Origin of the sequence: Pseudomonas sp. PSE1(2024) (assembly GCF_050990555.1) — a bacterium.
GTDB classification, from domain to species: Bacteria; Pseudomonadota; Gammaproteobacteria; order Pseudomonadales; family Pseudomonadaceae; genus Aquipseudomonas; species Aquipseudomonas aphyarum.
The window spans coordinates 150,577-168,072 of the sequence record NZ_CP158967.1 but is presented as its reverse complement, the minus strand read 5'-3'; the positions used below and the strand labels follow the sequence as shown (position 1 = coordinate 168,072).

General features: G+C 62.9%; 1 protein-coding gene. It reads left to right on the top strand.

Features of this window, described 5'->3' with window-relative positions:
* Positions 1 to 310 precede the first annotated feature (310 nt).
* Entirely contained in the window at positions 311 to 17,440 is a 17,130-nt protein-coding gene (locus ABTV87_RS00710; protein ID WP_433898834.1) for a LapA family giant adhesin, read from the top strand.
* Positions 17,441 to 17,496 lie beyond the last annotated feature (56 nt).

Below are 17,496 nucleotides of genomic sequence, written 5' to 3'. Positions count from 1 at the left end.
GCTGCGTCGGAAGATGGCAACCGGAATGACCGTATGTCGGAAAGTTTAAAACCGGAACTGGATCACACGCTGAAGGGCAGGTCGCCGCATAAATATCAATGTGACATTACTGGGACGATTGTTTAGGATGGCACCCAGAAGGTCAATAGTTTGGCATAAAGTTAATAGCGAAAGAATCTAGCCAAAATATTGACGAACAGCAGCGTCAACTTTGTTTCATCTTTTTTAAAAAGTACGTCCAGACTGAATCGGCGCAGACAGCCATCAGGTCTATGGAAGTCAACTGAACGTGACACCCGGAGAGTCTTCAATGAGCAGTGTTGTTGCCATCGTCAAAAGCATTGTCGGTCAGGTTTTCGTGGTGTCCCCAGAGGGCGTCCGTCGCGTACTCGTTGAAGGCGACCGATTGTTTGCCGGCGATCAGGTCGACACCGGCGTTTCCGGCGCCGTGTCTCTGGAACTGGCCGATGGCCGCACGATCGATCTGGGCCGTGACACCCAGTGGAGCGCCGATACCCCGGACTCCAGCACCGACCTGGCCGAAGCCACCGCGCAAGCCTCGCCGTCGGTAGAAGAACTGCAACAAGCCATCGCCGCGGGCGTCGACCCGACCACCGCTCTTGATGCCACCGCTGCCGGCCCGAGCGCCGCGGGGACTGGCGGTGCCGCCGGTGGCGGTCACAGCTTCGTGATGCTCGATGCGACCGCCGGCCGCGTCGACCCAACCATCGGTTTCCCGACTGCGGGCATCAACGCTGCCGGCCAAGCCGCGCAGAACATCACCGGCGGCCAGACCACCGACACCAACGCCAATGCCCTGCGCGAATCGACCCTGAGCCTCAGCGCCACGCCGAGCATCACCGAAGCCGGCGGCGTGCTGGTGTACACCGCGACCCTGACCCAGGCGCCGCTGACCGACCTGACCATCACCCTGTCCAACGGCGCGGTGATCGTGATACCGGCCGGTTCCACCACCGGCACCGTCAACGTGCCACTGGCACCGAACGACACTGTTTATAACGACCCGACCCAGATCGACGTGACGGTCACCGGCACCACCGGCGGCGGCATCACCGTGACCCCGCCGACCACCCCGGCCACGACCCAGGTCACCGACACCATCGACACCACCACCGTCACTCTGACGGCGGGGCCAAGCGTGACCGAGGGCGGTCAGATCACCTACACCGCCACGCTGACCAACCCGGCGCAGACGCCGGTGACCGTCACGTTGTCCAACGGCTCGACCATCACCATCGGCGCCGGCCAGACCACCGGCACCGTCAACGTGCCGACCGCGCCGAATGACGTCTATAACAACGGCAGCACCGTCACCACCACCATCACCGGTGCCACCGGCGGCAACTTCGAGAACCTGGTGCCGAACCCGACACCGGCCGTTACCACGATCGTCGATTCGCGAGACACCACCGGCCTGACCCTGACCGCTACCGGCACCGTGGTCGAAGGTGGCCAGATCACCTACACCGCGACCCTGACCAACCCGGCGCAGACGCCGGTGACCGTCACCCTGTCGAACGGCTCGACCATCACCATCGGCGCCGGTCAGACCACCGGCAGCGTCAACGTGCCGACCGCACCGAATGACGTCTACAACAACGGCGGCACCGTCAGCACCACTATTACCGGTGCTACCGGCGGCAATTTCGAGAATCTGGTGCCGAACACGACGCCAGCGACCACCACCGTCACCGACTCCATCGACACCACCAACCTGTCGCTGAGCGCTACCGGTTCCGTGGCCGAAGGCGGTTCGATCGTCTACACCGCAACCCTGACCAATCCTGCTGGCACCCCGGTGACCGTGACGTTGAGCAACGGCTCCGTCATCACCATCGAGGCTGGCAAAACCACCGGCACCGTGACCGTTCCGGCACCAGCCGATGACGTCTACAAAGACGCCGGCAAAGTCGAAGTCACCATCAAGGACGCCACCGGCGGCAACTTCGAGAACCTGGTGCCAAGCACTGTTCCGGCCGTTACCGAAGTCACTGACACCGTCGACACCACCACGGTGAAACTCACCGCGACCGAGTCGGCAGCTGAAGGTGGCACTGTCACTTATACCGCTACTGTCGGCGCGCCAGTGACCGGTTCGCCGGTCACCGTGACCTTGGCCAACGGTCAGTCGATCACCATCGAAGTGGGCAAAACCACCGGTACCGTGACTACCACTGCGCCGAACGATGCGTTGACCGGCAATGCACCACTCACCAACTCGATCACCGGCGTTTCCGGCGGTAATTACGAAAATCTGGTGGCCGACAAGACTCCGGTTTCGACCACGGTGACAGACGTTGCCGACACCACCAACCTGACCCTGAGCGCCACCGGCACCGTCGCCGAGGGTGGTTCGATTGTTTACACCGCGACCCTGACCAATCCGGCCGGCACCCCGGTGACCGTGACGTTGAGCAATGGCTCCGTCATTACCATTGAAGCGGGCAAAACCACTGGCACCGTGACCGTTCCGGCCCCTGCCGATGACGTCTATAAAGACGCCGGCAAAGTCGAAGTGACCATCAAGGACGCCTCCGGCGGCAACTTCGAGAACCTGGTGCCAAGCACCGTTCCGGCTGTTACCGACGTGACCGATACCGTCGACACGACCACCGTCAAACTGACCGCGACCGAGTCAGCAGCTGAAGGTGGCACCGTTACTTACACCGCGACAGTTGGCGCCCCGGTAACCGGCTCGCCGGTCACCGTGACCCTGGCTAACGGTCAGTCGATCACCATCGAAGTCGGCAAAACCACCGGCACCGTCACCACCACCGCACCGAACGACGCATTGGCCGGCAACGCACCGCTGACCAACGCGATCACCGGCGTGAGCGGCGGCAACTACGAGAATCTGGTCGCCGACAAAACTCCGGTTTCGACCACCGTCACTGACACCGTCGACACCACCAACCTGACCCTGAGCGCCACCGATTCCGTGGCCGAGGGCGGCTCGATCATCTACACCGCGACGCTGACCAATCCGGCCGGCACTCCGGTGACCGTGACCTTGAGCAACGGCGCGGTCATCACCATCGAGGCCGGCAAAACCACTGGCACCGTGACTGTCGATGCACCGAAAGATGACGTCTACAAGGATGCCGGCAAAGTCGAAGCGACCATTACCGGCGCAACCGGCGGCAACTTCGAAAACCTGGTGCCAAGCACTGTTCCGGCCGTGACCCAGGTCACCGACACCATCGACACTTCGACCGTCAAACTGACCGCGACCGAATCGGCGGCTGAAGGCGGCACCGTCACTTACACCGCGACGGTCGGCGCCCCGGTAACCGGCTCGCCGGTGACCGTGACCCTGGCCAACGGTCAGTCGATCACCATCGAAGTCGGTAAAACCACCGGCACCGTGACCACCACAGCGCCGAACGACGTACTGGCCGGCCATGCACCGCTGACCAACTCGATCACCAACGTCAGCGGCGGCAACTACGAAAACCTCGTGGCCGACAAAACCCCGGTCAGCACCACCATCACCGACACCGTGGACACCACCACCGTATCGCTGACCGCCACCGGCAACGTCAACGAGGGCGGGCAGATCGTCTACACCGCCACCCTGACCAACCCGGCCGGCACCCCGGTGACCGTGACGTTGAGCAACGGCTCCGTCATCACCATCGAAGCCGGCAAAACCACTGGCACCGTGACCGTTCCCGCACCAGCCGATGACGTCTACAAAGACGCCGGCAAAGTCGAAGTGACCATCAAGGACACTTCCGGCGGCAACTTCGAAAACCTGGTGGCCAACCCGACACCAGCGGTGACCAACGTCGCCGACACCATCAACACCACGCACCTGACTCTCAGCGCCGAAAGCTATGTGCTCGAAGGCACATCGATCACTTACACCGCGACCCTGACCAACGCCGCGCAGACGCCGGTGACCGTCAATCTGAGCAACGGCCAGACGATCGTTATCGAGGCCGGCAAGACCAGCGGTTCGGTGACCATCCCGGCGCCGAGCGATGACGTCTACAAGGATGTCAGCAAGCTCACCGTGACCATGACCGATGCCAGCGGTGGCAACTTCGAGAAACTCGACGTCAGCAAGACGCCGGTCAGCACCACGGTCAACGACACCATCGACAAGACCACGCTGACCCTGAGCGCCAGCGACACCGTCAGCGAAGGTGGCCAGATCACCTACACCGCGACCCTGAGCAACCCGGCCGGCACCGCCATGACCGTGACCCTGGCCAACGGCGCGGTGATCAACATCGCCGCCGGTGCCACTAGCGGTTCGGTGAATTTCCCTGCGCCGGCCAACACGCCTTACATCGATGGCGGCAAGGTGCAGACCGCGATTGCCAGCCACAGCGGCGGCAACTTCGAACAGGTCGATGCCAACCGTACGGCTGTGGTGACCAAGGTCACCGACACCGTCGACACCACCAACATCAGCCTGAGCGCCACCGGTTCGGTCGCCGAGGGCGGTTCGATCGTCTACACCGCGACCCTGACCAACCCGGCCGGCACGGCCATGACCGTGACCCTGAGCAACGGCGCGGTGATCAACATCGCCAAAGGCGCGAGCACCGGCACCATCACCGTCGCAGCACCGGGCGACGACGTGTACAAGGACGCCGGCAAAGTCGACGCCAGCATCACCAAGACCACGGGCGGCAATTTTGAAAACCTGGTGGTCGACAAGACCCCGGCGGTGACCGATGTCACCGACACCATCGACAACAGCACCGTTTCCCTGAGCGCCACGGCCAGCACCGTTGAAGGCGGCGTGGTGGTTTACACCGCCTCCGTCACCGCACCGGTGACCGGTTCGCCAGTGGTCGTGACGCTGTCCAACGGCCAGACCATCACCATCCCGGTCGGCGCCAGCAGCGCCAGCGTCAACTACACCGCACCGAACGATGCACTGGCCGGCGGCAACACGCTGAGCGTGAAGATCGACGGCACCAGCGGCGGCAATTACGAAAACCTGGTCGCCGACAAGACTCCGGCCGTGACGTCAGTCACCGACACCGTCGACACCACCAACCTGACCTTGAGCGCTACAGGTTCCGTGGCCGAAGGCGGTTCGATCGTTTACACCGCCACGCTGACCAATCCAGCTGGCACGCCAGTGACCGTGACTCTGAGCAACGGCTCGGTGATCACCATCGAAGCGGGTAAAACCACCGGCACCGTGACCGTTCCGGCTCCGGCCGATGACGTCTACAAAGACGCCGGCAAGGTCGAAGTCACCATCAAGGATGCGTCCGGCGGCAACTTCGAGAATCTGGTTCCGAGCACCGTACCGGCCGTCACTGAAGTGACTGACACCATCGATACGTCGACCGTGAAGTTGAGCGCCGATACGTCGGTGGCTGAGGGTGGCACCGTCACCTACACCGCCACTGTTGGCGCTCCGGTGACTGGCTCGCCGGTCACCGTGACTCTGGCCAACGGTCAGACCATCACCATCGAAGTCGGCAAGACCACCGGCACCATCACCACCACCGCGCCGAACGACGCACTCAACGGTCATACCCCGCTGAGCAACTCGATCACTGGCGTGAGCGGCGGCAACTACGAAAACCTCGTAGCCGACAAAACCCCGGTCAGCACCACCGTGACCGACACCGTCGACACCACCGATCTGACACTGACCGCGACCGGCACCGTGGCCGAAGGTGGCTCGATCACCTACACCGCCACCCTGACCAATCCGGCTGGCACTCCAGTGACCGTGACGTTGAGCAACGGCTCCGTCATCACCATCGAAGCGGGCAAAACCACCGGCACCGTGACCGTCGACGCGCCGAAAGATGACGTCTACAAAGACGCTGGCAAAGTCGAAGTCACGATCAAGGATGCATCCGGCGGCAACTTCGAGAACCTGGTGCCGAGCACTGTTCCGGCTGTTACCGAAGTCACCGACACCATCGACACCACCACGGTGAAACTCACCGCAACCGAGTCGGCAGCTGAAGGCGGTACCGTTACGTACACCGCCACTGTTGGCGCACCTGTCACTGGTTCGCCTGTGACCGTGACCCTGGCCAATGGTCAGTCGATCACCATCGAAGTGGGTAAAACCACCGGCACCATCACCACCACTGCGCCGAACGACGCGCTGAACGGTCACACCCCGCTGACCAACTCGATTACTGGCGTGTCTGGCGGTAACTACGAAAACCTCGTAGCCGACAAAACGCCGGTCTCGACCACCGTCACCGACACCGTCGACACGACCAACCTGACCCTCAGCGCCACTGACTCGGTGGCCGAGGGCGGTTCGATCGTTTACACCGCGACCCTGACCAACCCGGCCGGCACCCCGGTGACCGTGACGCTGAGCAACGGCGCCGTCATCACCATCGAGGCCGGTAAAACCACCGGCACCGTGACCGTCGATGCGCCGAAAGATGACGTCTACAAAGACGCCGGAAAAGTCGAAGTCACCATCAAGGATGCAACTGGCGGCAACTTCGAGAATCTGGTGCCAAGCACTGTTCCGGCTGTCACCGATGTAACCGACACCATCGACACCACCACGGTGAAACTCACCGCGACCGAGTCGGCGGCCGAGGGCGGCACCGTCACTTACACCGCCACCGTTGGTGCCCCGGTCACCGGCTCGCCTGTGACCGTGACCCTGGCCAATGGTCAGTCGATCACCATCGAAGTGGGCAAAACCACCGGCACCATCACCACCACTGCGCCGAACGATGCACTCAACGGCCACACTCCGCTGACCAACTCGATCACTGGCGTGACTGGCGGCAATTACGAGAATCTCGTAGCCGACAAAACCCCGGTTTCGACCACCGTCACCGACACCGTCGACACGACCAACCTGACCCTGAGCGCCACTGACTCGGTGGCCGAGGGCGGCTCGATCGTTTACACCGCGACACTGACCAACCCTGCCGGCACACCAGTGACCGTGACGCTGAGCAACGGCGCCGTCATCACCATCGAGGCCGGTAAAACCACCGGCACCGTGACCGTCGATGCACCGAAAGACGATGTCTACAAAGACGCCGGCAAAGTCGAAGTCACCATCAAGGATGCAACTGGCGGCAACTTCGAGAACCTCGTTCCGAGCACTGCTCCGGCGGTTACCGAAGTCACTGACACCATCGACACCACCACGGTCAAACTGACTGCGACCGAGTCGGCGGCTGAAGGCGGCACCGTTACCTACACCGCCACCGTTGGCGCCCCGGTAACCGGCTCGCCTGTGACCGTGACCCTGGCCAACGGTCAGTCGATCACCATCGAAGTCGGCAAGACCACCGGCACCGTTACCACCACCGCGCCGAACGATGCGTTGAACGGTCACACACCGCTGACCAACGCAATCACCGGTGTGAGCGGCGGTAACTACGAAAATCTCGTGGCCGACAAAACGCCGGTCAGCACCACTGTGACTGACACCGTCGACACCACCAACCTGACTCTGAGCGCCACGCCGGAAGTCAACGAAGGTGGCCAGATCACCTACACCGCAACCCTGACCAACGCCGCCGGCACCCCGGTGACCGTGACGTTGAGCAACGGCGCTGTGATCACCATTGAAGCCGGCAAAACCACCGGCACCGTGACCGTCGATGCGCCGAAGGACGACGTCTACAAGGACGCCGGCAAAGTCGAGACAACCATTTCGACCACCACCGGTGGCAACTTCGAAAACCTGGTCACCAGCACCGCCCCGGCGGTCACCACCGTCAATGACACCATCGACACGTCCACCGTGTCGCTGACCGCTACCGCCAACGTCGCCGAAGGCGAAACCGTGGTCTACACCGCGACAGTGACGGCGCCAGTGACCGGCTCGCCGGTCGTCGTGACCCTGTCCAACGGCCAGACCATCACCATCGCCGTGGGCGAGACCACCGGCACCGTGAACTTCGTCGCGCCGAACAGCCCGTTGGCGGGCGGCAGTTCGCTGAGCGTGACCATCGACAAGGCCACCGGTGGCAACTACGAAAACCTGGCGGTGGACGGCAAGCCTGCCGACACCTCGGTGTCGGACACTGTCGACACGACCAACCTGAACCTGACGGCCACCGATTCGGTTGCCGAGGGCGGTTCGATCACTTACACCGCGACCCTGACCAACCCGGCGGGTACGCCGGTGACCGTGACCCTGTCGAACGGCGCCGTCATCACCATCGAGGCCGGTAAAACCACCGGCACCGTGACCGTTGATGCGCCGAAAGACGACGTCTACAAAGACGCCGGCAAAGTCGAGGCGACCATTTCGACCGCCACCGGTGGCGGTTTCGAGAACCTGGTGCCGAGCACCGTTCCGGCCGTGACCAACGTCACCGACACCATCGACACCACCACGGTGAAACTCACCGCGACCGAGTCGGCGGCTGAAGGCGGCACCGTTACTTACACCGCTACCGTCGGCGCGCCTGTGACCGGTTCGCCTGTGACCGTGACCCTGTCCAACGGACAGTCGATCACTATCGAAGTCGGCAAGACTACGGGCACCGTGACCACCACCGCGCCGAACGATGCGCTCAACGGCCATGCGCCGCTGACCAACGCGATCACTGGCGTGACTGGTGGTAACTACGAAAACCTCGTGGCTGACAAAACGCCGGTTTCGACCACCGTCACTGATACCGTCGACACCACCAACCTGACCCTGAGCGCCACTGGCTCCGTGGCCGAGGGTGGTTCGATCGTTTACACCGCGACCCTGACCAACCCGGCCGGCACTCCGGTGACCGTGACCCTGTCGAACGGCGCCGTGATCACCATCGAAGCCGGTAAAACCACCGGCACCGTGACTGTCGATGCACCGAAAGACGACGTCTACAAAGATGCCGGCAAAGTCGAGGCAACCATTTCGACCGCCACCGGTGGCAACTTCGAGAACCTGGTGCCGAGCACCGTTCCGGCCGTGACCGAAGTCACCGACACCATCGACACCACCACGGTGAAACTCACTGCGACCGAGTCGGCCGCGGAAGGTGGCACCGTCACTTACACCGCGACCGTGGGCGCACCTGTGACCGGTTCGCCAGTCACCGTGACCCTGTCCAACGGTCAGTCGATCACCATCGAAGTGGGCAAGACCACCGGCACCGTGACCACCACTGCGCCAAACGATGCGCTGAACGGCCACACGCCGTTGACCAATGCGATCACTGGCGTGAGCGGCGGCAATTACGAAAATCTGGTCGCCGACAAAACCCCGGTCAGCACTACCGTGACCGACACCGTCGACACCACCAATCTGTCGCTGAGCGCGACCGACAGCGTGGCCGAAGGTGGCTCGATCGTTTACACCGCGACCCTGACCAACCCGGCCGGCACCCCGCTGACCGTGACTCTGTCGAACGGCGCCGTCATCACCATCGAAGCCGGTAAAACCACCGGCACCGTGACTGTTGCCGCGCCAGCCGATGACGTCTACAAGGACGCCGGCAAAGTCGAAGTCACGATCAAGGACGCAACCGGTGGCAACTTCGAGAACCTGGTGCCAAGCACCGTTCCAGCCGTAACGGAAGTCACCGACACCATCGACACGACGACCGTGAAGCTGACCGCTTCCGAAACGGCCGCTGAAGGTGGCACCGTCACTTACACCGCGACTGTTGGCGCGCCTGTGACCGGCTCGCCTGTGACCGTGACCCTGGCCAATGGTCAGTCGATCACCATCGAAGTGGGCAAAACCACTGGCACTGTCACCACCACCGCGCCGAACGATGCGCTCAACGGCCACACGCCGCTGACCAACGCAATCACCGGCGTGACGGGCGGCAACTACGAAAATCTCGTAGCCGACAAGACCCCGGTTTCGACCACCGTCACTGACACAGTCGACACCACCAACCTGACCCTCAGCGCCACCAATTCGGTTGCCGAGGGCGGTTCGATCATCTACACCGCGACACTGACCAACGCCGCTGGCTCGCCAGTGACCGTGACCTTGTCGAACGGCGCCGTCATCACCATCGAAGCCGGCAAAACCACTGGCACCGTGACCGTTGCCGCGCCAGCCGACGACGTCTACAAAGACGCCGGCAACGTGCAGGCCACGATCACCAACGCCACCGGTGGCAACTTCGAAAACCTGGTGCCGAGCACCGTTCCGGCCGTGACCCAGGTCACCGACACCATCGACACCACCACGGTGAAACTCACCGCGACCGCGTCGGCAGCTGAAGGCGGCACTGTCACCTACACCGCGACCGTGGGCGCGCCTGTGACCGGTTCGCCAGTCACCGTGACCCTGTCCAACGGTCAGTCGATCACCATCGAAGTCGGCAAGACCACTGGCACCGTCACCACCACCGCACCGAACGATGCGCTGACCGGCCACACGCCGTTGACCAACGCGATCACCGGCGTGACGGGCGGCAACTACGAAAACCTCGTGGCCGACAAAACGCCGGTCTCCACCACCGTCACCGACACGGTCGACACTACCAACCTGACCCTCAGCGCCACCAATTCGGTTGCCGAGGGCGGTTCGATCATCTACACCGCGACCCTGACCAACGCCGCTGGCTCGCCAGTGACCGTGACTCTGTCGAACGGCGCCGTCATCACCATCGAAGCCGGTAAAACCACGGGCACCGTGACCGTTCCTGCGCCAGCCGATGACGTCTACAAGGACGCCGGCAACGTGCAGGCCACGATCACTAATGCCACCGGTGGCAACTTCGAAAACCTGGTGCCAAGCACTGTTCCGGCCGTTACCCAGGTCACCGATACCATCGACACCACCACGGTGAAACTGACCGCGACCACGACGGCGGCTGAAGGCGGCACTGTCACCTACACCGCTACCGTTGGCGCTCCGGTGACTGGCTCGCCAGTGACCGTGAACCTGTCGAACGGCCAGAGCATCACCATCGAAGTGGGTAAAACCACCGGCACCGTGACTACCACGGCGCCTAACGATGCGCTCAACGGCCACACGCCGCTGACCAACGCAATCACCAACGTGACGGGCGGCAACTACGAAAATCTGGTGGCCGACAAGACGCCGGTCAGCACTACCGTGACCGACACCGTCGACACCACCAACCTGTCGCTGAGCGCGACCGGCACCGTGGCCGAAGGTGGTTCGATCACCTACACCGCGACCCTGACCAACGCTGCGGGCACCCCGGTGACCGTGACCTTGAGCAATGGCGCCGTCATCACCATCGAAGCCGGTAAAACCACGGGCACCGTGACCGTCGCCGCGCCAGCTGATGACGTCTACAAAGACGCCGGCAATGTGCAGGCCACGATCACCAACGCCACGGGCGGTAACTTCGAAAATCTGGTGACCAGCACCACACCAGCGGTGACCAGCGTTACTGACACCATCGACACCACCACCGTGAAGCTGACCGCAACCGCGACAGCTGCTGAAGGTGGCACCGTCACTTACACCGCGACGGTTGGTGCACCGGTGACCGGCTCGCCTGTGACCGTAAACCTGTCCAACGGCCAGAGCATCACCATCGAAGTCGGCAAGACCACCGGCACCGTCACCACTACCGCGCCGAACGACGTGTTGACCGGTCATGTACCGCTGACCAACGCAATCACCGGCGTAAGCGGCGGTAACTACGAAAATCTGGTGGCTGATAAGACCCCGGTTTCGACCACCGTCACCGACACCGTCGACACCACCAACCTGTCGCTCAGCGCGACCGGTACCGTGGCCGAAGGTGGTTCGATCACCTACACCGCGACCCTGACCAACGCCGCTGGCTCGCCAGTGACCGTGACCTTGTCGAACGGCGCCGTGATCACCATCGAAGCGGGCAAAACCACCGGCACCGTGACCGTTCCTGCGCCAGCCGATGACGTCTACAAAGACGCAGGCAACGTACAGGCAACGATCACCAACGCCAGCGGTGGCAACTTCGAGAACCTGGTCACCAGCACCACACCAGCGGTGACCAGCGTTACTGACACCATCGACACCACCACCGTGAAGCTGACTGCGACCGCAACAGCTGCTGAAGGTGGCAACGTTGTCTACACCGCCACCGTCGGTGCGCCTGTGACCGGTTCGCCAGTGACCGTGACACTGTCGAATGGTCAGTCGATCACCATCGAAGTCGGCAAGACCACCGGCACCGTCACCACCACCGCGCCTAACGACGTGTTGAATGGTCATGCGCCACTGACCAACGCGATCACCAACGTCAGCGGCGGTAACTACGAGAACCTGGTTGCCGACAAGACCCCGGTCAGCACCACCGTGACCGACACCGTCGACACCACCAACCTGTCCCTCAGCGCCACCAACTCGGTCGCCGAGGGTGGTTCGATCGTTTACACCGCAACCTTGACCAACGCTGCGGGCACCCCGGTGACCGTGACCTTGAGCAACGGCGCCGTGATCACCATCGAGGCCGGTAAAACCACGGGCACCGTGACCGTTCCTGCGCCAGCCGATGACGTCTACAAGGACGCCGGCAACGTGCAGGCCACGATCACCAACGCTACCGGCGGCAACTTCGAGAACCTGGTAACCAGCACTACGCCAGCAGTGACCAGCGTCACCGACACCATCGACACCACCACCGTGAAACTGACCGCGACCACGACGGCAGCTGAAGGTGGCACCGTCACCTACACCGCGACCGTGGGTGCGCCGGTGACTGGCTCGCCGGTAACAGTGAATCTGGCCAACGGTCAGTCGATCACCATCGAAGTGGGCAAAACCACCGGCACCGTGACCACCACCGCGCCGAACGATGCGTTGACCGGCCACACACCGCTGACCAACTCGATCACCAACGTTTCTGGCGGCAACTACGAAAATCTCGTAGCCGACAAGACGCCGGTCTCGACCACCGTCACCGACACTATCGACACCACCAACCTGACGCTCAGCGCGACCGGCACCGTGGCCGAGGGTGGCCAGATCACTTACACCGCAACTCTGACCAACGCTGCTGGCTCGCCAGTGACCGTGACCTTGAGCAACGGTTCGGTGATCACCATCGAAGCCGGTAAAACCACCGGCACCGTGACCGTTCCTGCGCCAGCCGACGACGTCTACAAAGACGCCGGCAACGTGCAGGCCACGATCAAGTCCGCCACCGGTGGCAACTTCGAGAACCTGGTCACCAGCACCACACCAGCCGTGACCAGCGTCACCGACACCATCGACACCACCACCGTGAAGCTGACCGCGACCACGACGGCGGCCGAGGGTGGCAACGTTGTCTACACCGCGACCGTCGGCGCACCAGTGACCGGCTCTCCTGTGACGGTAACCCTGTCCAACGGTCAGTCGATCACCATCGAAGTCGGCAAGACCACCGGCACCGTGACCACCACCGCACCGAACGACGCGTTGACCGGTCACACGCCGCTGACCAACTCGATCACCAACGTTTCTGGCGGCAACTACGAAAATCTCGTGGCCGACAAGACGCCGGTCAGCACCACCGTCACCGACACCATCGACACCACCAACCTGTCGCTCAGCGCGACCGGCACCGTGGCCGAAGGTGGCTCAATCACTTACACCGCAACCCTGACCAACGCCGCTGGCTCGCCAGTGACCGTGACCCTGAGCAACGGTTCGGTGATCACCATCGAAGCGGGCAAGACCACCGGCACCGTGACCGTTCCTGCGCCAGCCGACGACGTCTACAAAGACGCCGGCAACGTGCAGGCCACGATCACCAACGCCACGGGCGGCAATTTCGAAAACCTGGTGACCAGCAACACACCAGCCGTGACCAGCGTCACCGATACCATCGACACCACCACCGTCAGCATCACCGGCAGCACCTCGGTGACCGAAGGCCAGACCGCCAGTTACACCGTCAGCCTGACCCACCCGGCGCAGACCGAAGTGACCCTGAAAATCGTCTACAGCGGCACCGCCGCCGACGGTTCGGACTTCACCGGCGTGTACACCGTGAAGATCCCGGCCGGTGCCAGCAGCGCGCAGTTCAACGTTGCGACCATCGACGACAAGATCACCGAAGGCACCGAAAACTTCGTGGTCAAGATCGACTCGGCCACCGGCGGCAACTTCGAAAACCTGGCGGTCAGCAGCACCAATGGCAGCGTCAGCACCTCGATCATCGACAACGATGCACCGCCGGTCATCGACCTCGACGCCAACAACTCCAGCGGTGCAACGGGTGCCGACTACAAGGTGACCTTCACCGAGAACACCCCGGGCGCAGGCGTATCAATTGCCGACACCGATATCAAGATCACCGACCCGGACAGCACCATGCTGACCGGCGCCACCGTCGTGCTGACCAACCGTCAGGACGGCGATGCGCTGAACCTGGGCAACAGCGTCAACGGCATCACCATCAATGCCAACAGCACCAACGGCACCGTCACCCTGACCCTGTCCGGCAACGCAACGCTCGCCGACTACATGCAGGCCATCAAGAACATCAGCTTCACCAACAGCAGTGAAGACCCGAGCACCGTGCCGCGGATCATCACCGTGACCGTGACCGATGGCGGCAACTACTCCAACACTGCGACCACCACGGTCAACGTGGTGGCGATCAACGACGCGCCGGTCGCTGCACCGGTCAACGTCACCGGCACCGAAGACACCCCGCTGGTTCTCGGCTGGTCGACCTTCGGCGTCAGCGACGTCGACAGCCCGGCCAGCAGCCTGGGCGTGAAAATCACCCAGCTGCCGGGCGAAGGCAAACTGCAGTACCTGGACGGCTCGACCTGGAAAGACGTCGCCAACAACCAGACCTTCAGCAAGGCTGACATCGACGCCGGCAAGCTGCGCTTCCTGCCGGATGCCAACGAGTCGGGCGTGAACGGTTACGGTGGCACCGGCCTGGGCAACAACCAGGCTGACTACGCACAGATCAAGTTCCAGCCAACCGACGGCCAGTTGCTGGGCAATACCGGCACCATCAAGATCGATATCACGCCGGTGGCGGATGCGCCGACCCTGTCGGTGGCCGACAACAGCGTGAAGTCCACCGGGCTGATCAAGGAAGTCTGGACCGGTCTGTCGGGCCTGGGCACCGACGGCAGCGGCGCGAACTCGACCACCCTGAAAAACGTGATCGACGGCGCGGGCAAGCCGAACACCAGCGGTACCGTGAACAACGTGCAGTCCGACGGCAGCGTGACCGCCGGTACTGCGTCGAAAACCTCGGGCCTGATCTATCTGGAAGCCGGCAAGACCTACACCTTCAGCGGTACCGGCGATGACAGCCTGCTGGTGACCATCGGCGGCAAGAACGTAGCCTCGACCACGTGGGGCGCAGGTGGCAACCTCAACGGTTCGTTCACCCCGACCACCAGCGGCTACTACACCCTGGACATCTACCACCACAACCAGAGCGGCCCGGGCAGCTACGACGTCAACCTGTCGGTCAACGGCAGCACGCCGATCGACCTGAGCAGTGCCGGCGTGCCGATCTACACCGGCGTGCAGGATCTGGTGAATGCCGGCGTGACCGTCTCCGATCTGCACGGCAACAACGGCGAAGGCTATTACGACGGCTACAAACTCAACACCGGCGCCGAAGGCACCACGGTGAAACTGTCGTCGATCAGCACCGCGCTGACCGATAACGACGGCTCGGAAACCCTGAGCATCAAGATCAGCGGCGCACCGGTCGGCTCGGTACTGAGCGACGGCGCAGGCCACAGCTTCACCGTGACCGCCACCAGCGGCGACGCCAACGTCACCGGCTGGAACCTCGGCACCCTGACCGTAACCCCGCCGACCTACTACAACGGCCAGTTCAACCTGACCGTGACCTCGACCTCCACCGAACAAGTCGGCGGCTCGGCCAGCACCACCGCGACCATTCCGGTCACCGTGGTGCCAGCGGTGTACAACGCGGTGGTCGCCACTTCGGCCGACGACACCGTCACCGGCACCGACGGCAACGACATCATCGTCGCCGACATCGGCGGCCTGACCGTGGTGCCGGGCACCAACTACAACATCGCGTTCATGGTCGACAGCTCGGGCAGTATGAGCGCCTCGTCGATCAACGCCGCCAAGGACTCGCTGACGTCGGTGTTCAACACCCTCAAGCAGAGCCTGGGCAGCAACTCCGGCACGGTGAACATCTTCCTGGTGGACTTCGATACCCAGGTCAACAAGTCGGTGTCGGTGAACCTCAACGACCCGAACGCGCTGACCTTGCTCAAGGCCGTGCTGGACTCGATGTCGTCCGGCGGCGGCACCAACTACGAGGACGTGTTCAAGACCACCGCCAACTGGTTCCAGAGTGCCGAGGCCGTGGCCAATACCGGGGCGAAGAACCTTACGTACTTCATCACCGACGGCCAGCCGACCTACTACCAGAGCAACGAGTCGACCAACCCGACGCTGTACGGCAACAAAACCCTCGATAGCCTGATCACGACCAGCAACTATCAATTGGGCAAAGCCATCAGCCTGTACCCGGACAGCACGCACCAGATCGACATCAGTGCCTCGGGCTACGTGACGGTCTGGACCAAGTCCGGCGGCAGCTGGTCGTACCAGAACTTCGGCACCCTGCATGCCCAGGGCGACGGTACTTACGAGTTCTCAAGCCTGGCAGGTTCGGGCAACAGTACCGGCTCGACCACCACCGACAACTCCACCAGCAGCTTCGCACTGCTGGACAAACTGTCGACCGTCGAGGCCATCGGCATCAACAACGGCGTCAGCCTCAACGACCTGAAGCCGTATGACTCGGACCACGCGCCGCAGACCAACATCGATCCGAAGGACCTGGCCAACTCGATCATCGGCCACACCGAAGCGACGATGCCGGGCAACGACACCGTCAGCGGTGGCGACGGCAACGACATCCTGTTCGGCGACCTGGTGAGCTTCAACGGCATTGCCGGCGAGGGTTATCAGGCGATGCAGGCGTTCGTGGCCAAGGAAACCGGAGTCGACGTCAGCAAAGTCACCACCAGCAACGTGCACCAGTACATCACCGAGCACTATCAGGCGTTTGATGTGTCTGGTGCCCACGATGGCAACGACACACTGCTGGGCGGCGCGGGCAACGACATCCTGTTCGGCTCGGGCGGCAACGACCTGCTCGACGGCGGCAAGGGCAATGACATCCTGCTCGGCGGCACCGGCAACGACACGCTGATCGGTGGTCAGGGCAACGACATCCTGATCGGTGGTTCGGGTGCCGACACCTTCGTCTGGAAAGCGGGCGACACCGGCAACGACGTGATCAAGGACTTCAAGGCCAGCGAAGGCGACCGCATCGACCTGCGCGACCTATTGCAGGGCGAGACCGGCAGCACCATCGACAACTTCCTGAAGATCACCACGGTCGACGGCGTGTCGTCGCTGCAAGTCAGCTCGGGCGGCAAGTTCAACTCGGGCGATGCCGCAGCCGCCACACCGGACGTGACGATCAAACTGGAAGGCAACAACTGGTCCACGGCCAACATTCACAATCTGATTGCCGGCAGCGATCCGACCATCAAGGTCGACCACAACAACAGCTGATGCGTGAACAACGGCCGCCCCACTTGGGGCGGCCGTCACGTTTGCGGCGCTTGTAC

Bases quoted from the DNA above. Each gene is read 5' to 3' on its own strand.
- ABTV87_RS00710 (WP_433898834.1), top strand. From the start codon at position 311: ATGAGCAGTGTTGTTGCCATCGTCAAAAGCATTGTCGGTCAGGTTTTC.